Below are 20,887 nucleotides of genomic sequence, written 5' to 3'. Positions count from 1 at the left end.
TTAAAGGTCACGGATTATGCCACGGCCAGCGGGTTTGGGTGCCGCTCGTCATACTCGCCGATGATTCAGTGCGACTTATGTGCAAAAGCCGTTGCGCAGCCATGGGGGTAACATAGCCGGTTAATATGGCACTTCAACGGCCTGTTGTTGCCTGATCGGTGTCATAGCAAGTCGATTGTCCGGGAAACCCGCGTTATGCAAACCGCCTACACCGTTCTTATCCTGCTGATGCTGGTCAGCGTTTCGCGCCTTGTCGGGCGCATTATTCCCCTGCCGTTGCCTTTGGTGCAGATCGCCGCCGGGGCCTTGCTGGCCTGGCCGACGCTGGGGCTGCACGTAGCGCTGGACCCGGAGCTGTTCCTGTTTCTGTTCCTGCCGCCGTTGCTGTTCTCCGATGGCTGGCGCATGCCCAAGCGCGAATTGTGGCGGCTCAGAGGCCCGATCCTTACGCTGGCGGTGGGGCTGGTGCTCTTTACCGTGGTGGGTGCCGGTTACTTCATCCATTGGATATTGCCTACGATCCCGTTGCCGGTGGCCTTCGCCTTGGCGGCCGTATTGTCCCCGACTGACGCCGTGGCGGTGTCGGCCATTTCCCAAAATCGCCTGCCAAAACCTCTGATGCATATGCTGCAAGGCGAGGCATTGATGAATGATGCCTCCGGCCTGGTGACCTTCAAGTTCGCCCTGGCGGCTGCGTTGACCGGCGTGTTTTCCCTGGCGGATGCCAGCCTCACTTTTGTGCTGGTGGCGGTGGGCGGTCTGGCCGTTGGCGTGGCGCTGAGTTGGCTGGTCGGCCGTTTACGCGCCTGGATGATCGCGCGGGGCTGGGACGACCCGGCCACCCACGTGGTGTTTATGTTGTTGCTGCCGTTCGCAGCCTATGTGCTGGCCGAGCGCCTGGGCGCCTCGGGGATTCTCTCGGCGGTGGCGGCGGGCATGATGCAAAGCTGGCTCGACTTGCTGCCACGCCAGACCAGCACGCGTTTGCTCAACCGCAGTGTGTGGTCGCTGCTGGAGTTTGCGTTTAATGGCCTGATCTTCCTGCTGCTGGGCCTGCAACTGCCCGACATCATCAAGGCCGTGGTCAGCCATGAGCCGACACTGTGGCCAACCTTGCTGTACCGCTGCCTGGATGTGGTTGCGATTTTCCTGGTGCTGGTGGTGTTACGGTTTGTCTGGGTGCAAAGCATCTGGCGGCTGTCGGGCCTGTTGCGGCGGCTACGTGGGAAAAGCGAATTGACACTTGTGCCCACGGCCCGCTCCTGCTGGTTGTTGACCGTGGGTGGCGTGCGCGGTGCGGTCACGTTGGCGGGTGTGATGTCGGTGCCTTTGCTGCTGGCGCCCGGCCAGGATTTTCCTCAGCGTGACCTGCTGATCTTCATCGCCGCCGGGGTAATCCTGTTGTCGCTGGTGGCCGCCTGCATTGCGTTGCCGTTGCTGTTGCGCGGTATCGAGCAAAGCCCCGACGAAAAACGCCATAACGAAGTGCGTGAAGCGTGGAAAAAAACTGCCGTGGCGGCGATCCATGCCCTTGAAGCAGAAGAACCGGCAGAAAGCGAAACCCCTGACGCCGCCCAGGCGGCGTTGGCCGCTGAGCTTAAGGCACGGTTGATGTCCGAGTATCGTCACCAGTTGGACGTGTTCAACGATTCGGCCGAAGCCCAGGCGCTGGCGTTGCAGATGGACCAGCTTGAGCGCAAGTTGCGGCTCAAGGCCCTGCGCGCCCAGCGGTTGGAGTTGTACAGCCTGAGCCGCCATCACCAGATTGGTGATGACGTGTTGCGCGAAGTATTGGCGGATCTGGATATGAGTGAGGCGAATCTGGGGGTGATGAAGTAGTTGTGCGCACCGCGGTGCCTTAAGGTTTGGGGTATTGCGAGGCTATGAAAGACTTATCCAGTTCTGTCAATCGGGTGGGCCAGGGGATTGCCGGCTGCTTCCATAGCTCGTCGCGGCTGAAGCCGTAATGCATGATTGAGTTTTGATCGTATTCGGAGGCGGCGACGTTTTGTCCAGCAAGGCGCTGGAGAATGTCTTTATGGATGGCTTCATCCGACCCATGGCCTTTGAAATGTCTGTAGATGACCGGCGTATTAAAATCGATCGTTCTATCGGGGTGTTTATGTTCATGGTACAGCCCTAGGGCATGCCCGAATTCATGGGCTGCAATCGCTTCGAATCTTGGGTTGTCGTAAGGGTTTGGCAACACCATGGTCGGCATGTAGAAGGGCACCTTTTGCGCGTTGGTGCCCAGTGCAGAGCTGCCTGATTGAGTCTCCCCATAGTCCAGCGCGATGCGTATATCTCCCTCTTCCCCTGAAACAAATTCGAAGGTCAGATTGATATGCGGTAGCCAAAGATTCGCAGCTTTTTTTATCTGCTCCAGTGCTTCTTCGTCGGCATCATAGACAGCGATCTTCAGCGTGGAATTTTGCGGCCAGTATTTTTCGGGTGCTGAAACTGCGCGGGTTTTTCTTGAGTGGGATTTATCCGGGGACGTTTGATATCTATCACTGTCGTGAGTGCGTATGGAGGTGAAACCGAGAGTTGCCGTGCTCAGGTTCGTCATCGTGCCATGTCCACATTGTTCAAAACGTTAATGAACATTGAGTGGTACTTGTGGCTGATAAGGTTCCACCGATTATCATTTTTACGCAAACAGCTGCTTATGCAGCGCAGTGTCGATGATATGGCGCTGCCCGCACTTTATTTACAGTACGGGCAGCGCAGGGATGTTCAGCGACGACTTATGAAGTCGCGAATCCGTTCTGCCGCTTCCACACACTCCGCCAACGGCGCCACCAGCGCCAGGCGTACGCGCCCGGCACCCGGGTTGAAACCGTCCACTTCGCGTGACAGGTACGAACCCGGCACTACGGTCACGTGTTCTTCTACAAACAAGTCACGACAGAACGCAGCATCGTCGCCCTTCACGTTCGGCCACAGATAGAAGCCGCCGTCTGGGGCTTGTACATCCAGCACTGGCTTGAGAATGGCCAGCACGGCGTCGAACTTCTCCCGATACAGGTCACGGTTGGCCAATACGTGAGCTTCATCCTGCCAGGCAGCAATGCTGGCCCGCTGGGTTTGCACCGGCATCGCGCAACCGTGATAGGTGCGGTACAGCAGGAAGGCCTTGAGGATATCGGCATCGCCAGCCACGAAACCCGAGCGCAGGCCCGGCAGGTTGGAGCGCTTGGACAGGCTGTGAAACACCACGCAACGCTTGAAATCCTGGCGGCCCAGTTCCACGCAGGCACTGAGCAGGCCTGGCGGCGGAGTTTGTTCGTCGAAGTACAGCTCGCTGTAGCACTCGTCGGCGGCGATCACGAAGTCATATTCGTCGGCCAGGGCGATGAGCTTTTTCAGGGTCTCGACCGGGATCAGCGCGCCGGTCGGGTTGCCGGGCGAGCACAGGAACAGGATCTGGCAGCGTTTCCAGATGTCTGGCGAGACGGCGTCGAAGTCCGGGTTGAACCCATTGCTGTCCAGGCACGCCAGGTAATGCGGCTTGGCCCCGGCCAGGAACGCAGCGCCTTCGTAGATCTGATAGAACGGGTTGGGGCTGACCACCAGTGCATCGTCAGCGCGGTTGACCACGGTTTGGGTGAAGGCAAACAGCGCCTCGCGGGTGCCGTTGACCGGCAGGATGTTGCGTGCCGGGTCCAGCCAACCTGTGGGCACGTCGAAGCGCCGCTCGCACCAGGCGCCGATGGCCTCGCGCAGGGCCGGGATGCCCAGAGTAGTCGGGTACACCGCCATCTGGTCAAGATTATCCGCCAGGGCCTTGGCTACGAAGGCTGGGGATTTGTGCTTCGGCTCGCCGATCGACAGCGCAATCGGGCGTTTGTCCGGGTTGGGCGTGACGCTGCCGAGCAGGGCGCGCAGTTTCTCGAACGGGTAGGGCTGGAGCTGGTTCAGGGCGTTGTTCATGTAAGCCTCTTACGGTCAGCACGCACTCTGTGGGAGCTGGCTTGCCTGCGATGGCATCACTGTGGTTTGCCTGATAGACCAAGGTGTCTGCATCGCAGGCAAGCCAGCTCCCACATGAATCGTGTCCACAATGTTAAAAATCAAATGGTCAGTCTGGTCAGCTCGACACCCGGTTCCTGGGTCACGCTCAACTGCTGCACGATGGCTTCCTGCAAACGCAGGCACAGCTGCGGGTCGGACAGCGGTTGGTTGTCGGCGTCGGTAATGAAAAACACGTCTTCCACGCGTTCCCCCAGGGTCGCAATCTTGGCGTTTTGCAACGACAGGTCGAATTCCAGGAAGATCCCGCCGATGCGCGCCAGCAAGCCTGGGCGGTCGGGTGCGCTGAGTTCCAGCACTGTGACCGGGCGCTGGGCGTCGTTGGAAATGGTCACCTGGGGCGCAAACGCAAAGTGCTTGAGCTGGCGCGGTACCCGACGCTGGATGATGGTCGGGTAGTCGTCCGGGTTGCGCAAAGCCTCGGTAAGGCCTTCACGGATCTTTTTCACGCGTGCGGGGTTGTCACCGATCGAGTCGCCGTCGGTGTCGAGCACGATATAGGTGTCGAGGGTGAACTGGCTGCTGGACGTGATAACCCGCGCATCATGGATGTTCAGGTTGAGCTGGTCCATGGCGGCCACGGTCACAGCGAAGAAGTCGTGCTGGTCCGGCGCGTAGATGAAGATCTGCGTGCCGCCCTCGAATTCGCGCTGGGTGGTTTCCTTGATCAGCACCAGTGGCCCGCCGTCGGCCGGCTGCTGCAGGATCGCGTCACTGTGCCAGGCCACGTCGCCGGCAGTGTGGCGCAGGAAGTAATCATCGCCCAGTTGCGACCATAGCTGCTCGACGTCATCCGGGTCGTTACCGCCGCGCACCAGGATATCCAGGGCCGCGCTTTGGGTGCGGCGGATCTGCTCCTCGCGGTCCACCGGGTTTTCCAGGCCGCGGCGCAGCGCGCGCTTGGTCTCGGTGTAGAGCTGGCGCAACAGGCTGGCGCGCCAGGAGTTCCACAGTGTCGGGTTGGTGGCGTTGATGTCGGAGACGGTCAGCACGTAGAGGTAGTCGAGGCGGGTTTCATCGCCGACGATCCCGGCAAAATCATGAATCACCTGCGGGTCGGACAAGTCTTTGCGCTGGGCGGTGGTCGACATCACCAAGTGGTTCTGCACCAGCCAGACGATCAGGCGGCTGTCCCACAGCGGCAGTTGGTGGCGCTGGCAGAAGGCTTCGGCATCGACCGCGCCCACTTCGGAGTGGTCGCCATGCCGGCCTTTGCCGATGTCGTGGTACAGGCCGGCCAGGTAGATCAGTTCGGGCTTGGGCAACTTGGCCATGAGCTTGCTGGCCAGCGGGAATTTCTCCGACACCTGGGTGTACTGCAACTTGCGCAGGTGTTTGATCAAATTGAGCGTGTGGGCGTCCACGGTATAGATGTGGAACAGGTCGTGTTGCATCTGCCCGACGATAAAGCCGAACTCCGGCAGGTAGCGGCCGAGGATGCCGTAGCGGTTCATGCGCCGCAGGTTGCGGTGGATGCCGATCTTGCACTTGAACAGTTCGATAAACAGGCTGGTGTTGCGGATATCGTTGCGAAACTCATCGTCGATCAGGTGACGGTTTTCCCGCAGCAGGCGGATGGTATCGGCGCGCACGCCTTTGATTTCCGGCTGCTGGGCCATCAGCACGAAGATTTCCAGCATGGCGAACGGTGTGCGGCGGAACACATTGTCGTTGCGCGCCTCGATATAGCCGTCGTGCAGTTGAAAGCGCGAGTTGATCGGCAGCGGCGGGGCTTCGTCCTCCGGGGCCAGAATCACTTCTTCAAAGTGCTGGATGATCAGGTCGCTGAGCTGGGCAATGCTCATGACCACGCGGTAATACTGTTGCATGAAGCTTTCGATGCTGGTTTTGGCGTCTTCGCCTTCAAAGCCCAGCAGGGTGGCGATGGAGCGCTGGTGGTCGAACAGCAAGCGGTCTTCGGAGCGCCCGGCGAGCATGTGCAGGGCGTAACGCACCTTCCACAGAAACTCCTGGGACGAGGCCAGCAGCGCATTTTCGCTCTCGACCAGAAAGCCTTCGCCAGCCAGTGCACGCAGGTTGAGGGTGCCGTACTGGCGACGAGCTACCCACAGGATGGTCTGGATGTCGCGCAGCCCGCCCGGTGAGCCTTTGACGTTGGGCTCCAGGTTATATTCGGTGTCGTTATACTTGTGATGCCGGGCTTTTTGCTCGGCACGCTTGGCCAGGAAGAACTCCTTGCTCGGCCACATATGTGCGGTGCTGGTGACCTCCAGCATGCGCTGACGCAGGCGTTCGGGGCCGGCGATGGTGCGGCTTTCCATCAGGTTGGTGATCACGGTGAGGTCGGCGCGCGCCTCTTCGGCGCATTCGTCCACCGAGCGCACGCTCTGGCCGACTTCCAGGCCGATATCCCACAGCAACGTCAGAAAACGCTCGATGGAATCGCGAAAGATCTCATGGTCGGCACTGTCCAGCAGGATCAGCAGGTCGATGTCGGAGTAGGGGTGCAGCTCGCCGCGCCCGTAGCCGCCGACCGCCACCAGAGCGATGTCGGCGTCTTCACTCCAGCTGAACTGTTCCCAGGCCTTTTGCAGGATGTTATCGACGAACCAGGCGCGATCCTCGATCAGCCGACGGATGTCGCGGCCGCTGCGAAAGCGTGCATCGAGCACCTCGCGGGCCTGGCGGATAGCCTTCTTGAAGGCGGCGATGGGGCTTGCCTTCAGGGCCAGTTCGGCCTGGAACTGGCCACGGTCGAAGAGTTCGGGATCCACCTGGGGCATCGATCGGCTTTCCTATCTGTCTATGGAGTCAGTCACAACGGTGTAGCTGGAAAACCGAGGCAACCATTACGCCGAGACGCGCGGGATCGTGTCGTCTGCGCGCAGGGTGAAGATCTCGTAACCGGTTTCGGTGACGAGCAGGGTGTGTTCCCACTGGGCCGAGAGCTTGCGGTCCTTGGTGATGGCGGTCCAGCCGTCGCCCAGCACCTTGGTGTCGGCCTTGCCCTGGTTGATCATCGGCTCGATGGTGAAGGTCATGCCTGCCTTGAGTTCCATGCCGGTGCCGGCGCGGCCGTAGTGCAGAATCTGCGGTTCTTCGTGGAAAACGGTGCCGATACCGTGGCCGCAGAATTCGCGCACCACCGAAAAGCCGTTCTTTTCTGCGTGCTTCTGGATCACTTCACCGATGTCGCCCAGGCGGCAGCCAGGTTTTACTATCTCGATCGCCTTGTACATGCATTCCTGGGTGACCTGGGACAGGCGCTCAGCCCAAACCGGCACATTGCCGACGTGGAACATGCGGCTGGTATCGCCGAAATAGCGGTCCTTGATCACGGTAACGTCGATGTTCAGGGTGTCGCCGTCCTTCAACGGCTTGTCGCCTGGAATCCCGTGGCAGACCACATGGTTGACCGAGGTGCAGATCGATTTGGGGAAGCCCTTGTAGTTCAGGGGGGCAGGGATGGCCTTCTGCACGTTGACTATATAGTCGTGGCAGATCTGGTTCAGGGTTTCGGTGGTGACGCCTGGCTTGACATGCTCGGCAATCATTTCCAGCACGTCGGCAGCCAGTTTGCCGGCAATGCGCATGCCGGCGATGTCTTCGGCGGTTTTCAAACTAACGGTCATACAGGCTCTCTCTAGCGCGACGCGCTGAAATCAATACGGTTTACGGGCGTGCGACAAATGGTTACGGAATTCGCACAAGCCTCAAAAAACGCGATTCTAACAGACGCTGGCGTCAAATCATGAGCCTCTGATGATCGCTTCTCTCTATAGAGTAGGGGTATGTTGGCTCTATTCAAGGGGTTACGCGAACGCGGTGGCCGGCAAATGTGATTGCGGGTTTCGTTTTCGTCCTTCGTGTGGTATAAAATGCGCCGCTTTCCGGGGATACCCCGCAAAGCTTAAATCCACACACGTGTCGACACGATGACCTGGGTGCCGGAGGCCTTGATGCCGCTGGTTGGTCATTGGGATACGTGGAGGCCAAACCCGACTTATTAAGGAACTATCATGTCCCAAGTCAACATGCGCGATATGCTGAAGGCCGGTGTGCACTTCGGTCACCAGACCCGTTACTGGAACCCGAAAATGGGTAAATACATTTTCGGCGCGCGTAACAAGATCCACATTATCAACCTTGAAAAAACCCTGCCAATGTTCAACGAAGCTCTGACTTTCGTAGAGCGTCTGGCCCAGGGCAAAAACAAGATCCTGTTCGTCGGCACCAAGCGCTCCGCTGGCAAGATCGTTGCTGAAGAAGCAGCACGTTGCGGTTCGCCGTACGTCGATCACCGCTGGTTGGGCGGCATGCTGACCAACTTCAAAACCATCCGTGCTTCCATCAAGCGTCTGCGTGACCTTGAAGTGCAAGCCGAAGACGGTACTTTCGCCAAGCTGACCAAGAAAGAAGCGCTGATGCGCACTCGCGATCTTGAGAAGCTCGATCGTTCCCTGGGTGGTATCAAGGACATGGGCGGTCTGCCTGACGCACTGTTCGTTATCGACGTTGATCACGAGCGCATCGCGATCACCGAAGCCAACAAGCTGGGCATCCCGGTTATCGGCGTAGTCGATACCAACAGCAGCCCGGAAGGCGTTGACTACATCATCCCAGGCAACGATGACGCAATCCGCGCTATCCAGCTGTACATGGGTTCGATGGCTGACGCTGTAATCCGTGGTCGCAACCACGTTGCTGGTGGTACCGAGCAGTTCGTTGAAGAAGCTCCGGTAGCTGCCGCTGAGTAATTAGCGCCCTGGCGTTGACTCAGTAAGCAAAAAGGGGGCTTGGCCCCCTTTTTGCCACCTCGAAAACCATTTGTCGGCAGCGCAGCTACAACTTCTGTAACGTGCAGCGGCCTACAAGGGTGATTCGGGAAGAATTGATCGCCCGTTTGATCGGGTGGAATGGTTGAAAACCTATCCAAGAGGATTTTGAAATGGCAGAGATTACTGCAGCGTTGGTTAAAGAACTGCGTGAGCGTACCGGCGAAGGCATGATGGATTGCAAAAAGGCCTTGACCAAGGCTGGCGGCGACATCGAAAAAGCCATCGACGACATGCGTGCTTCCGGCGCCATCAAGGCTGCCAAGAAAGCAGGCAACGTTGCTGCTGAAGGCGCTATCGCTCTGGTTGAAGACGGCAAGGCTGCCGTTCTGCTGGAAGTGAACTCCCAGACCGACTTCCTGGCTCTGCAGGACGACTTCAAGGCATTCGTTGCTGCCAGCGTCAAGAAAGCATTCGACGACAAGCTCACTACCGTTGAGCCGTTGATCGAAGCTCAAGAAGCTGATCGCCTGGTACTGGTCGGCAAGGTTGGCGAAAACGTCAACATCCGTCGCCTGGCTCGCATCGAAGGTGATGTGGTTGGTGGTTACCTGCACGGCAACAAAATCGGCGTTGTGGTTGCCCTTAAAGGCGGCGACGTTGAGCTGGCCAAAGACATCGCTATGCACGTAGCGGCCAGCAACCCTGAATTCCTGCTGCCATCGGAAGTCTCCGCTGACGCAATCGAACGCGAAAAAGCCGTGTTCCTGAGCCTCAACGCCGACAAGATCGCCGGCAAGCCGGAAAACATCGTTGAAAACATGATCAAAGGCCGTATCAGCAAGTTCCTGGCTGAAGCGAGCCTGGTTGAGCAGGCGTTCGTCAAGAACCCTGAAATCAAGGTTGGCGAACTGGCCAAGAAAGCCGGTGCTGAAATCGTTTCCTTCACCTACTACAAAGTAGGTGAGGGCATCGAGAAGCCGGTCGACAACTTCGCTGAAGAAGTTGCTGCCCAGCTGGCTGCCGCCAAGCAATAAGACAGTTTTCAACTGTCGCCGAAAGAGGCTGCCCGCTCACGCGCGCAGCCTCTTTTCAAATGGGAAGGCCAATTTTATTTGGTTTCCTGTCGGAACTGGCTTACAAAGCCGTGTTCCGATGGCGCTGTGATAGCGTCCAGCTAGAGTGAACGCAAGCCGTAAACGGCTCGCCAAGAATTTTTAAAAAATACGCCGCAGGAGAGATTCGCAATGGCTCAGCAGGGCAGTGGTTATCAGGCTCGCTATAAACGCATTCTACTCAAGCTCAGCGGCGAGGCCCTGATGGGCTCGGAAGAGTTCGGGATCGATCCCAAGGTGCTCGACCGCATGGCACTCGAAGTCGGCCAGTTGGTCGGCATCGGCGTACAAGTCGGCCTAGTGATTGGCGGCGGTAACCTGTTCCGTGGCGCGGCACTGAGCGCTGCCGGTATGGACCGTGTCACTGGCGACCACATGGGCATGCTGGCCACTGTAATGAACGCCCTGGCCATGCGCGACGCCCTGGAGCGCGCCAATATCTCGGCCATCGTGATGTCGGCTATTTCCATGGTTGGCGTGACCGATCACTATGATCGTCGCAAAGCCATGCGCCACCTGAACGCCAAGGAAGTGGTGATCTTTGCTGCCGGTACCGGCAACCCGTTCTTCACCACGGACTCGGCTGCTTGCCTGCGCGCCATCGAAATCGATGCCGACGTGGTGCTCAAGGCCACCAAGGTGGATGGCGTCTACACTGCCGACCCATTCAAAGACCCGCATGCCGAGAAGTTCGATCATCTGACCTACGATGAAGTGCTGGATCGCAAGCTGGGTGTGATGGACCTGACGGCTATTTGCTTGTGTCGCGACCACAAGATGCCGCTGCGCGTATTTAACATGAACAAGCCCGGTGCCCTGCTGAATATCGTACACGGCGGCGCGGAAGGGACTCTGATCGAGGAAGGCCAACAATGATCAACGAAATCAAGAAAGACGCTCAAGAGCGTATGCAAAAATCCCTGGAGTCTCTGGCCCATGCATTTGGCCAGATTCGTACCGGCAAGGCGCACCCAAGTATCCTGGGTAGCGTGATGGTGCCGTACTACGGCACAGATACCTCCATCACCCAGGTAGCCAACATCACCGTAAAAGACTCGCGCACCCTGCAAGTCGTGGCTTTTGAGCGCAACATGCTCGGCGCTGTCGACAAAGCCATCCAGAGCGCCGGCTTGAACCTCAACCCGACCAACCTGGGCGAGTTGCTGCTGATCTCCATGCCGGCCTTGACCGAGGAAACCCGTAAGGGCTTCACCAAGCAGGCGCGCAGCGCAGCTGAAGATGCACGGGTTGCAGTGCGTAACATCCGTCGTGATGCGCTGGGTGACCTGAAGAAGCTGGTCAAGGGCAAGGAAATCAGCGAAGACGAAGAGCACCGCGCCGTTGCTGAAATCGACAAGCTGACCAAAGATGCTGAGGCCCAGATCACCAAGGCCACGGACGATAAAGAAAAGGACCTGATGGCCGTATAAGGGGTCAGGACGCCTTCATGGAAAAGACCAAGCAGACTGTGCCCTCCGTGGTGCCGCGCCATGTCGCGATCATCATGGATGGGAATAATCGCTGGGCGAAGAAACGCTTTATGCCGGGTGTCGCCGGGCATAAAGCGGGTGTCGATGCAGTGCGCGCCGTGATTGAGGTGTGTGCCGAGGCCAAGGTCGAAGTGTTGACCTTGTTTGCCTTCTCCAGTGAGAACTGGCAACGGCCGGCCGAAGAAGTCAGCGCCTTGATGGACCTGTTCTTCAAGGCTCTGCGTCGTGAGGCCAAGCGCCTCAACGACAACAACATCAGCCTGCGTATCATCGGTGACCGCTCGCGGTTTCATCCGGAGTTGCAGGCGGCCATGCGCGAAGCTGAAGCCATCACCGCCGGCAGCGACCGCTTTGTACTGCAGATCGCGGCCAACTATGGCGGCCAGTGGGATATCGCCCAGGCCGCGCAGCGCCTGGCCCGCGAAGTACAAGCCGGGCACCTGCGGCCCGACGACATCACGCCCGAACTGCTGCAAACCTGCCTGGTGACCGGCGACCTGCCGTTGCCGGACCTGTGCATCCGCACCGGTGGCGAGCACCGCATCAGCAATTTCCTGTTGTGGCAGCTAGCCTATACCGAGCTGTACTTCTCCGACCTGTTCTGGCCGGACTTCAAACACGATGCCATGCGTAATGCGCTGGCCGATTTCGCTTCCCGTCAGCGCCGCTTCGGTAAAACGAGCGAGCAGATCGAAGCTGGAGCCCGGGTTTAAATGCTTAAACAACGAATCATCACCGCACTGATCCTGCTGCCGATTGCCTTGTGTGGGTTTTTCCTGCTCGACGGTTCCGGCTTTGCGCTGTTTATCGGCGTGGTCGTGACCCTGGGTGCCTGGGAATGGGCGCGTCTGGCGGGCTTCAACGCGCAATTGCCGCGCGTGGTCTACGCCGCTGTCGTGGCGCTGTTGCTGTTTCTGATGCATACCCTGTCGAGTATCGTGGTGCCTTGGGTATTGGGCGCTGCGGTACTGTGGTGGGCGCTCGCGACCTTCCTGGTGCTGACCTTTCCGCGCACCAGCGGCCATTGGTCCAGTGTCGCCAGTAAATTGGTGATCGGCTTGCTGATTTTGCTGCCGGCCTGGCAAGGCCTGGTGGAAATCAAGAATGCGCCCATGGGCAACTGGTTGATCATGGCGGTGATGGTGCTGGTGTGGGGCGCGGATATCGGCGCCTACTTCTCCGGCCGCGCCTTCGGCAAGCGCAAGCTGGCCCCGGCTGTCAGCCCCGGCAAAAGCTGGGAAGGCGTCTACGGCGGCTTGGCGTTGACCTTGCTGATCACGCTGGTGGTGGGTGTTGTGCGCGACTGGTCGGTAAAGGAAATACTCCTGGCCCTGCTGGGTACGGCCGTCGTGGTGTTCATCTCGGTGGTGGGCGACCTGACTGAAAGCATGTTCAAGCGCCAGGCCGGAATCAAGGACAGCAGCAACCTGCTGCCGGGTCATGGCGGCGTGCTGGATCGTATCGACAGCCTTACCGCTGCGATTCCAATCTTTGCCGTACTGCTGTGGATGACGGCTTCGTGAGCCGCTTGCAACAGGTGACCGTGCTGGGTGCAACCGGCTCGGTCGGGTTGAGCACCCTGGATGTGATCGCCCGCCACCCTGATCGTTATCAGGTGTTTGCCTTGACCGGCTTCACCCGTTTGGCCGAGCTGCTGGCCCTGTGCGTGCGTCACACGCCGCGCTTTGCCGTGGTGCCTGAAGTGGCGGCGGCGCGTGGCTTACAGCAACAACTGCAGGCTGCCGGGCTGGTCACGCAGGTGTTGGTCGGTGAGGAAGGTCTGTGCCAGGTGTCGGCGGATGCCGAGGTAGACACCGTGGTGGCGGCCATTGTCGGCGCGGCGGGTTTGCGCCCGACGCTGGCAGCGGTGGATGCTGGCAAGAAGATCCTGCTGGCCAATAAAGAAGCGCTGGTCATGTCCGGCACGCTCTTTATGCAGGCGGTACGCAAGAGCGGCGCAGTGTTGCTGCCCCTCGATAGCGAACACAATGCAATCTTCCAGTGCATGCCCGGTGATTTTGCCCGCGGCTTGAGCCAAGTGGGTGTACGGCGGATTCTTCTTACGGCATCCGGTGGTCCATTCCGGCAAACTCCTTTGGCTGACCTTGAGCATGTGTCGCCTGACCAGGCTTGTGCACACCCGAATTGGTCCATGGGGCGCAAGATTTCCGTGGACTCGGCGAGCATGATGAACAAGGGCCTGGAGTTGATCGAAGCGTGCTGGTTGTTCGACGCTCGGCCCGATCAGGTGGAAGTGGTGATCCACCCGCAAAGTGTGATTCATTCCCTGGTCGACTATGTGGACGGTTCGGTGTTGGCGCAGTTGGGTAACCCGGACATGCGCACGCCGATCGCCAATGCTTTGGCCTGGCCGGAGCGGATTGACTCGGGTGTCGCGCCGTTGGACCTGTTCGCGGTTGCGCGCCTGGACTTCGAGGCGCCGGACGAGCAGCGCTTCCCGTGCCTGCGTTTGGCGCGGCAAGCGGCAGAGGCGGGCAATAGCGCGCCGGCGGTGCTTAATGCGGCTAACGAGGTGGCTGTGGCGGCGTTTCTTGACGGGCGTATTCGCTTCCCGCAGATCCCGAGTATCATCGAGGAAGTTTTGAGCCTTGAGCCCGTTGTGGCAGTGGATGATTTAGGTGCAGTGTTCGAGGCCGATGCAAAGGCCCGCATACTGGCCGAGCAATGGTTGAACCGCAACGCGCGTTAGTCTGTGGGCAGGTTTGAGTCTTCAGGCACTGGATTGGAATGCGGAGAAATTAGATGAGTGCGCTCTACATGATTGTCGGCACCCTGGTTGCTCTGGGTGTGCTGGTTACCTTCCACGAATTCGGCCACTTTTGGGTGGCGCGTCGTTGCGGCGTCAAGGTACTGCGCTTTTCCGTCGGTTTCGGCATGCCGTTGCTGCGTTGGCACGATCGTCGTGGCACCGAATTCGTGATTGCGGCCATTCCACTGGGTGGCTACGTCAAGATGCTCGACGAGCGTGAAGGCGAAGTGCCGGCCGATCAGTTGGACCAGTCCTTCAATCGCAAGACCGTTCGTCAGCGAATCGCCATTGTAGCTGCCGGTCCGATCGCCAACTTCCTGTTGGCGATGGTGTTCTTCTGGGTCCTGGCCATGATGGGCAGCCAACAGGTGCGCCCGGTCATCGGCGCGGTCGAAGCGGATAGCATGGCGGCCAGGGCCGGCCTGGTCGCAGGGCAAGAAATTGTTTCCATTGATGGCGAGCCGACCACGGGTTGGGGCGCAGTCAATTTGCAGTTGGTACGCCGCATGGGTGAAAGCGGCACCATTAATGTGCTGGTGCGCGAACCGGATTCCACTACCGAGACGCCTCGCGCTCTAACCCTGGACCATTGGCTCAAGGGGGCGGATGAGCCTGATCCGATCAAATCGTTGGGGATTCGGCCTTGGCGCCCGGCCTTGCCGCCGGTGCTGGCCGAGCTGGACCCGAAAGGCCCGGCGCAAGCCGCAGGTCTGAAAACCGGCGATCGCTTGTTGGCACTCGATGGCCAGGCGCTGGGCGACTGGCAGCAAGTGGTCGACCTGGTGCGTGTACGTCCTGATACCAAAATTGTGCTGAAAGTTGAGCGCGATGGTGCTCAAATCGATGTCCCTGTGACCCTGGCGGTACGTGGGGAAGCCAAGGCAGCCGGGGGTTATCTGGGTGCCGGGGTAAAAGGTGTCGACTGGCCGCCATCGATGGTACGGGAGGTCAGCTTCGGGCCGTTGGCCGCAATTGGCGAGGGTGCAAAACGCACTTGGACCATGAGTGTGCTGACCCTCGAATCGCTCAAGAAAATGTTGTTCGGCGAGCTCTCGGTAAAAAACTTGAGTGGACCGATAACCATTGCTAAAGTGGCGGGCGCTTCTGCCCAGTCGGGTGTCGCGGATTTCCTGAATTTCCTGGCTTATCTGAGTATTAGCCTTGGAGTTCTGAATTTGTTGCCCATTCCAGTATTGGATGGGGGGCATCTGTTGTTTTATCTGGTCGAGTGGGTGCGTGGTCGCCCCTTGTCGGATCGGGTGCAGGGTTGGGGGATACAGATCGGTATCAGTTTGGTGGTCGGAGTGATGTTGTTAGCTCTGGTCAACGATCTGGGACGACTGTAACGCTTCGCTGAATTGCGAATCTGCCGCATTTTGCGGCAGTTTGTTTATTGCCAGTTGGAATAAGAAAGGACTTCATGAAACGTCTGCTGCTAACTGCGGTTCTCACCGTATTGATGATCGCCGAAGTTCACGCCGAGTCCTTCACTATCTCCGATATTCGCGTCAACGGCCTCCAGCGGGTTTCCGCCGGTAGCGTCTTTGGTGCCTTGCCGTTGAACGTCGGGGAACAGGCGGATGATCGTCGCCTGGTGGAATCCACTCGTGCGCTGTTCAAAACCGGGTTCTTTCAAGATATCCAACTGGGTCGCGAAGGTAACGTCCTGGTCATCACCGTCGTTGAGCGACCTTCCGTCGCCAGTATCGAGATCGAGGGTAACAAGGCGATCTCCACTGAAGACTTGATGAAGGGTCTCAAGCAATCCGGCCTGGCCGAAGGCGAGATCTTCCAGCGCGCCACCCTCGAGGGTGTGCGTAACGAACTGCAACGTCAGTACGTCGCCCAGGGTCGCTACTCCGCGTCCGTGGAAACCGAAGTGATCCCGCAGCCTCGTAACCGTGTTGGCCTCAAGGTCAAGATCAACGAAGGCACCGTGGCGGCCATCCAGCACATCAACGTGGTGGGTAACACCAAGTTTGCTGATGACGACCTGATCGACCTGTTCGAACTCAAGACCACCAACTGGCTGTCGTTCTTCAAGAACGATGACAAGTACGCCCGTGAAAAACTCTCCGGTGACCTGGAACGTCTGCGTTCCTACTACCTGGACCGTGGCTATATCAACATGGATATCGCTTCGACCCAGGTGTCCATCACCCCGGACAAAAAACACGTCTACATCACCGTCAACGTCAACGAAGGTGAGAAATACACCGTGCGTGACGTCAAGCTCAGCGGCGACCTGAAAGTCCCTGAAGACCAGGTGAAGTCGCTGTTGCTGGTGCAGAAAGACCAGGTGTTCTCGCGCAAGCTGATGACCACCACGTCCGAACTGATCACCCGTCGCCTGGGTAACGAAGGCTATACCTTTGCCAACGTCAACGGCGTGCCGACCCCGCACGATGAAGACCACACCGTGGACATCACCTTCGTTGTCGACCCTGGCAAGCGTGCTTACGTGAACCGCATCAACTTCCGTGGCAACACCAAGTCTGCGGACGAAGTGCTGCGTCGCGAGATGCGTCAGATGGAAGGTGGCTGGGCGTCGACTTACCTGATCGACCAGTCCAAGACCCGTCTTGAGCGCCTGGGCTTCTTTAAGGAAGTCAACGTCGAAACCCCGGCCGTACCGGGTGTGGATGACCAGGTTGACGTGAACTACGCCGTTGAAGAACAAGCGTCGGGCTCGATCACCGCCAGCGTCGGTTTCGCACAGAGCGCCGGCCTGATCCTCGGTGGTTCGATTACCCAGAACAACTTCCTCGGTACCGGTAACAAGGTCTCCATCGGCCTGACCCGAAGCGAATACCAGAGCCGCTATAACTTCGGTTATGTCGACCCCTACTGGACTGCTGACGGTGTGAGCCTGGGCTACAACGCCTTCTACCGCACCACCGACTACAAAGACCTTAACGTTGACGTTGCCAGCTACGCGATCGACAGCCTCGGCGCCGGTGTCAACATCGGTTACCCGATCAGCGAGACTTCGCGTCTGACCTTCGGTTTTACTGCGCAACAGGACAAAATCAAGACCGGTGTGTACACCACGGACGAGATTTTCGACTTCGTGCGTCGTGAAGGTGACCAGTTCCTGAACTTCAAGGCGTCGGTTGGCTGGTCTGAATCGACCCTGAACAAAGGTGTACTGGCGACCCGTGGCCATTCCCAAAGCCTGACTGCTGAAGCCACTACGCCGGGCAGCGACCTGTCGTTCTTCAAACTCGACTACCGTGGCCAGTTGTTCCAGCCCCTGAGCGACAACTACACCGTACGCCTGCACACCGAACTGGGTTATGGCGACGGTTATGGTTCGACCAGTGGTCTGCCGTTCTATGAGAACTACTATGCAGGTGGTTTCAACTCGGTTCGTGGCTTCAAGGACAGCACCTTGGGCCCGCGTGGTACGCCGAGTCGTGGTCAAGCGGTAACCGGTAACCAAGGCACGCTCCCTGATTCCAACAATGACGCTCTGGCATTCGGTGGTAACGTACTGATCCAGGGTGGTGCTGAACTTCTGTTCCCACTGCCATTCGTCAAAGATCAGCGTTCGCTGCGTACTTCGGTTTTCTGGGACGTGGGTAACGTGTTCGACTCCAAGTGCCAGCAGGTCAACAACCCGGCTCCTGGTTCTGTGTCCCAGACTCAGTGCAACGACGTCAGCCTGAGCAACCTCGCCAGCTCCGTTGGTGTGGGTGTGACGTGGGTGACCGCACTTGGCCCATTGAGCTTTGCTTTGGCCATGCCGATCAAGAAACCGGATAACGCTGAAACCCAGATTTTCCAATTCTCCCTCGGCCAGACGTTCTAAGCGTCTGACCCAAGATAACGACAACGGATTCTGTAGGAGTACATCGTGCGTAAGTTGACTCAATTGGTTCTGCTGGCCACCGTGCTGGTAACCACCCCGGCCTTCGCCGAAATGAAAATCGCCGTCCTGAACTATCAGATGGCCCTGCTGGAATCCGACGCGGCCAAGCGTTACGCCGTGGATGCCGAGAAGAAGTTCGGTCCGCAACTGACCAAGCTCAAGACGCTGGAGAGCAGTGCCAAGGGTATCCAGGATCGTCTGGTAGCCGGTGGCGACAAAATGCAGCAAGGCGAGCGTGAGCGTCTGGAGCTTGAGTTCAAGCAAAAGGCCCGTGACTACCAGTTCCAATCCAAGGAACTGAACGAAGCCAAAGCCGTTGCTGACCGTGAAATGCTCAAGCAGCTCAAGCCTAAGCTCGACAGCGCTGTGGAAGAAGTCATCAAGAAAGGTGCCTTTGACCTGGTGTTCGAGCGCGGCGCCGTGATTGACGTCAAGCCTCAATACGACATCACCCGCCAGGTGATCGAGCGCATGAACCAGCTGAAGTAAGCCATGACCGCGACTATCAAGCTCGGCGAGTTGGCCGAGTTCCTGGGGGCCACCTTACGTGGCTCCAAGGAGAAAGAAATCACTGGGCTAGCCACCTTGCAGGAGGCTGGCCCAGCTCAGTTGAGCTTCCTCGCAAATCCCCAATACCGTAAATACCTGGTCGACAGCCAAGCCGCAGCCGTGTTGCTGAAGGCCGCTGACGCGGAAGGGTTTGCCGGGGATGCGCTGGTGGTTGCCGACCCTTACCTGGCGTATGCCCGGGCGTCGCACCTGTTCGATCCAAAACCCAAGGCGGCGGCTGGTATACATCCTTCGGCCGTGATTGCCGATGATGCCCAGGTTGATCCTGCGGCCAGCATTGGTGCGTTTGCGGTGATCGAGAGTGGTGCGCGCATTGCTGCCGGCGTCACGGTGGGTGCTCATTGCTTTATCGGTGCGCGCTGTGAAATCGGCGCCGATGGTTGGCTGGCACCGCGGGTTACCCTGTACCACGACGTGCGTATTGGTGCGCGGGTGGTGATTCAGTCGGGCGCCGTGATCGGTGGTGAAGGTTTCGGTTTTGCCAACGCCAAAGGCATCTGGCACAAAATTGCCCAGGTCGGCGGCGTATTGATCGGCGATGACGTGGAAATCGGTGTCAACACCGCTGTGGATCGCGGGGCCTTGGCAGATACCGTGCTCGGTAACGGCGTGAAGCTCGACAACCAGATCCAGATCGCCCACAACGTGCAGATTGGCGATCACACCGCCATGGCGGCCTGTGTAGGCATCTCCGGCAGTACCAAGATCGGCAAGCATTGCATGCTCGCCGGTGGCGTAGGCCTGGTGGGTCATATTGAAGTTTGCGACAACGTCTTCATCACCGGCATGACCATGGTGACCCACTCGATTACCGAGCCGGGTTCCTATTCTTCCGGTACGGCCATGCAGCCGGCGGCTGAATGGCGCAAAAGTGCGGCACGTTTGCGCAAGATCGACGACATGGCCCGACGCCTCAAGCAGGTCGAAAAGCGTGTCGAGGACGTGACCCCTGGCGGTAATGCTTCATCAGAAGGCTGATACCATTTCCATATCAAGTGTGCACAGCCGCTAGACTGCCTCCTTGATTTGCTAGCGGGGCGTGCGTTTAGTTCGCCCGCCCCCAATCTTTATTACAGGCTTCCCCCCGAAATGATGGACATCAACGAGATTCGCGAATACCTGCCTCACCGTTACCCGTTCCTGCTGGTGGACCGAGTAGTGGACCTCAACGTCGAGGAAAAGCGCATTCGTGCCTACAAGAATGTCAGCATCAACGAACCGTTCTTCAATGGTCACTTCCCCGCGCATCCCATCATGCCGGGCGTGCTGATCATCGAGGCGATGGCCCAGGCTGCCGGTATCCTTGGTTTCAAAATGCTCGACCTCAAGCCTGCCGACGGGACGCTTTACTATTTCGTGGGCTCCGACAAATTGCGCTTTCGCAACCCGGTCACCCCGGGTGACCAGTTGATCCTGGAAGCCAAGTTCATCAGCTGCAAGCGCCAGATCTGGAAGTTCGAATGCCAGGCTTCGGTGGACGGCAAGCCGGTGTGCTCCGCCGAGATCATCTGCGCGGAACGCAAACTATGAGTTTGATTGACCCTCGCGCAATCATCGATCCGTCGGCCGTTCTGGCCGCCGACGTTGAGGTCGGCCCCTGGTCGATCGTCGGCGCAGGTGTTGAAATCGGCGAGGGGACTGTCATCGGGCCACACGTGATCCTCAAAGGTCCGACCCGCATTGGCAAACACAATCGCATCTACCAGTTTTCCTCGGTAGGCGAAGACACCCCGGACATGAAGTACAAGGGTGAAGAGACACGCCTGGTAATCGGTGATCACAACATCATCCGTGAAGGTGTGACCATTCACCGGGGCACTGTGCAGGATCGTGCCGAAACCACCTTGGGTGACCACAATTTGATCATGGCCTATGCGCATATCGGCCATGACAGTGTGATCGGCAACCATTGCATCCTGGTCAACAACACGGCGCTGGCCGGCCATGTGCACGTTGACGATTGGGCGATCCTGTCCGGCTTCACCCTGGTTCACCAGTATTGCCATATCGGCGCCCACAGCTTTTCCGGCATGGGCACCGCGATCGGCAAGGATGTTCCTGCATTTGTCACGGTGTTCGGCAACCCTGCCGAAGCCCGCAGCATGAACTTCGAAGGCATGCGCCGTCGTGGTTTCAGCGAAGATGCGATTCACGCCCTGCGCCGCGCCTATAAGACGGTTTACCGTCAGGGGCTGACGGTTGAACAGGCCCTGACTGAACTGACCGAGCCGGCAGCGTTGTTCCCGGAAGTCGCGGTGTTCCGTGACTCTATCCAGGCATCGACCCGCGGCATCACCCGCTGA

The 20,887-nt window shown here is 58.7% G+C and carries 18 protein-coding genes; 14 read left to right on the top strand and 4 right to left on the bottom strand.

From position 1 onward, the window contains the following. Positions 1–195: 195 nt before the first annotated feature. Complete coding sequence (locus AOA59_RS03250; protein WP_065928971.1) at positions 196–1,839, top strand: Na+/H+ antiporter; 1,644 nt, start codon at positions 196–198, stop codon at positions 1,837–1,839. Positions 1,840–1,858: 19 nt separating this feature from the next. Here AOA59_RS03250 and AOA59_RS03245 read toward each other — a convergent pair whose 3' ends face one another. From AOA59_RS03245 to map, 4 genes are all read right to left on the bottom strand, one after another. Further along, positions 1,859–2,569 carry a M12 family metallopeptidase gene (locus AOA59_RS03245; protein ID WP_065928972.1) on the bottom strand — a complete coding sequence of 237 codons (711 nt, stop codon included), beginning with the start codon at positions 2,567–2,569 and terminating at the stop codon, positions 1,859–1,861. A 167-nt stretch (positions 2,570–2,736) separates the two neighbouring features. Continuing rightward, a complete protein-coding gene (gene dapC, locus AOA59_RS03240) occupies positions 2,737–3,933 on the bottom strand; it encodes a succinyldiaminopimelate transaminase (protein WP_065928973.1) in 1,197 nt (398 codons plus the stop codon). A 140-nt stretch (positions 3,934–4,073) separates the two neighbouring features. Then, positions 4,074–6,776 (bottom strand): [protein-PII] uridylyltransferase, encoded by a 2,703-nt coding sequence (locus tag AOA59_RS03235; RefSeq protein WP_065928974.1) that lies wholly within the window; start codon positions 6,774–6,776, stop codon positions 4,074–4,076. A 66-nt stretch (positions 6,777–6,842) separates the two neighbouring features. Beyond that, positions 6,843–7,625 (bottom strand): type I methionyl aminopeptidase, encoded by a 783-nt coding sequence (map, locus tag AOA59_RS03230; protein WP_032877377.1) that lies wholly within the window; start codon positions 7,623–7,625, stop codon positions 6,843–6,845. Between the two features lie 387 nt (positions 7,626–8,012). On the opposite strand from map, the gene rpsB reads away from it, so the two are divergent. The 13 genes from rpsB (at position 8,013) to lpxA (ending at position 20,887) form a co-directional block, all read left to right on the top strand. Beyond that, a complete protein-coding gene (gene rpsB / locus AOA59_RS03225; protein WP_003219330.1) occupies positions 8,013–8,750 on the top strand; it encodes a 30S ribosomal protein S2 in 738 nt (245 codons plus the stop codon). Positions 8,751–8,941: 191 nt separating this feature from the next. Then, positions 8,942–9,805, top strand: coding sequence for a translation elongation factor Ts (gene tsf / locus AOA59_RS03220; protein ID WP_053254736.1), 864 nt, complete (start codon positions 8,942–8,944; stop codon positions 9,803–9,805). Between the two features lie 210 nt (positions 9,806–10,015). Beyond that, positions 10,016–10,759 carry a UMP kinase gene (gene pyrH, locus AOA59_RS03215; RefSeq protein WP_003172271.1) on the top strand — a complete coding sequence of 248 codons (744 nt, stop codon included), beginning with the start codon at positions 10,016–10,018 and terminating at the stop codon, positions 10,757–10,759. Beyond that, positions 10,756–11,313, top strand: coding sequence for a ribosome recycling factor (gene frr / locus AOA59_RS03210; RefSeq protein ID WP_099485900.1), 558 nt, complete (start codon positions 10,756–10,758; stop codon positions 11,311–11,313). Before pyrH ends, frr begins: the two co-directional genes overlap by 4 nt. A 17-nt stretch (positions 11,314–11,330) precedes the next feature. After that, entirely contained in the window at positions 11,331–12,086 is a 756-nt protein-coding gene (gene uppS, locus AOA59_RS03205) for a polyprenyl diphosphate synthase (protein ID WP_056857537.1), read from the top strand. Next, positions 12,087–12,896, top strand: coding sequence for a phosphatidate cytidylyltransferase (locus tag AOA59_RS03200; protein WP_065928976.1), 810 nt, complete (start codon positions 12,087–12,089; stop codon positions 12,894–12,896). Next, positions 12,893–14,083 carry a 1-deoxy-D-xylulose-5-phosphate reductoisomerase gene (gene ispC, locus AOA59_RS03195; protein ID WP_099485898.1) on the top strand — a complete coding sequence of 397 codons (1,191 nt, stop codon included), beginning with the start codon at positions 12,893–12,895 and terminating at the stop codon, positions 14,081–14,083. Before AOA59_RS03200 ends, ispC begins: the two co-directional genes overlap by 4 nt. A gap of 53 nt (positions 14,084–14,136) precedes the next feature. After that, entirely contained in the window at positions 14,137–15,489 is a 1,353-nt protein-coding gene (gene rseP / locus AOA59_RS03190) for a sigma E protease regulator RseP (RefSeq protein ID WP_099485896.1), read from the top strand. 74 nt (positions 15,490–15,563) lie between these two features. Further along, positions 15,564–17,954, top strand: coding sequence for an outer membrane protein assembly factor BamA (gene bamA, locus AOA59_RS03185; RefSeq protein WP_065928979.1), 2,391 nt, complete (start codon positions 15,564–15,566; stop codon positions 17,952–17,954). Between the two features lie 45 nt (positions 17,955–17,999). Further along, the gene (locus AOA59_RS03180) at positions 18,000–18,503 is read left to right on the top strand and encodes an OmpH family outer membrane protein (protein WP_003189173.1); all 504 of its coding nucleotides are present in this window, start codon (positions 18,000–18,002) and stop codon (positions 18,501–18,503) included. Positions 18,504–18,506: 3 nt separating this feature from the next. Further along, positions 18,507–19,562, top strand: coding sequence for a UDP-3-O-(3-hydroxymyristoyl)glucosamine N-acyltransferase (gene lpxD, locus AOA59_RS03175; RefSeq protein ID WP_056857532.1), 1,056 nt, complete (start codon positions 18,507–18,509; stop codon positions 19,560–19,562). 111 nt (positions 19,563–19,673) lie between these two features. Next, the gene (gene fabZ, locus AOA59_RS03170; RefSeq protein ID WP_003172281.1) at positions 19,674–20,114 is read left to right on the top strand and encodes a 3-hydroxyacyl-ACP dehydratase FabZ; all 441 of its coding nucleotides are present in this window, start codon (positions 19,674–19,676) and stop codon (positions 20,112–20,114) included. After that, the gene (gene lpxA, locus AOA59_RS03165; RefSeq protein WP_056857531.1) at positions 20,111–20,887 is read left to right on the top strand and encodes an acyl-ACP--UDP-N-acetylglucosamine O-acyltransferase; all 777 of its coding nucleotides are present in this window, start codon (positions 20,111–20,113) and stop codon (positions 20,885–20,887) included. The genes fabZ and lpxA overlap by 4 nt, the downstream gene beginning before the upstream one ends.

Source organism: Pseudomonas sp. 2822-15 (genome assembly GCF_002742515.1).
GTDB lineage: Bacteria > Pseudomonadota > Gammaproteobacteria > Pseudomonadales > Pseudomonadaceae > Aquipseudomonas > Aquipseudomonas salomonii.
The sequence above is the reverse complement of the archived record's forward strand: the minus strand, read 5'-3'. Positions and strand labels throughout refer to the sequence as shown.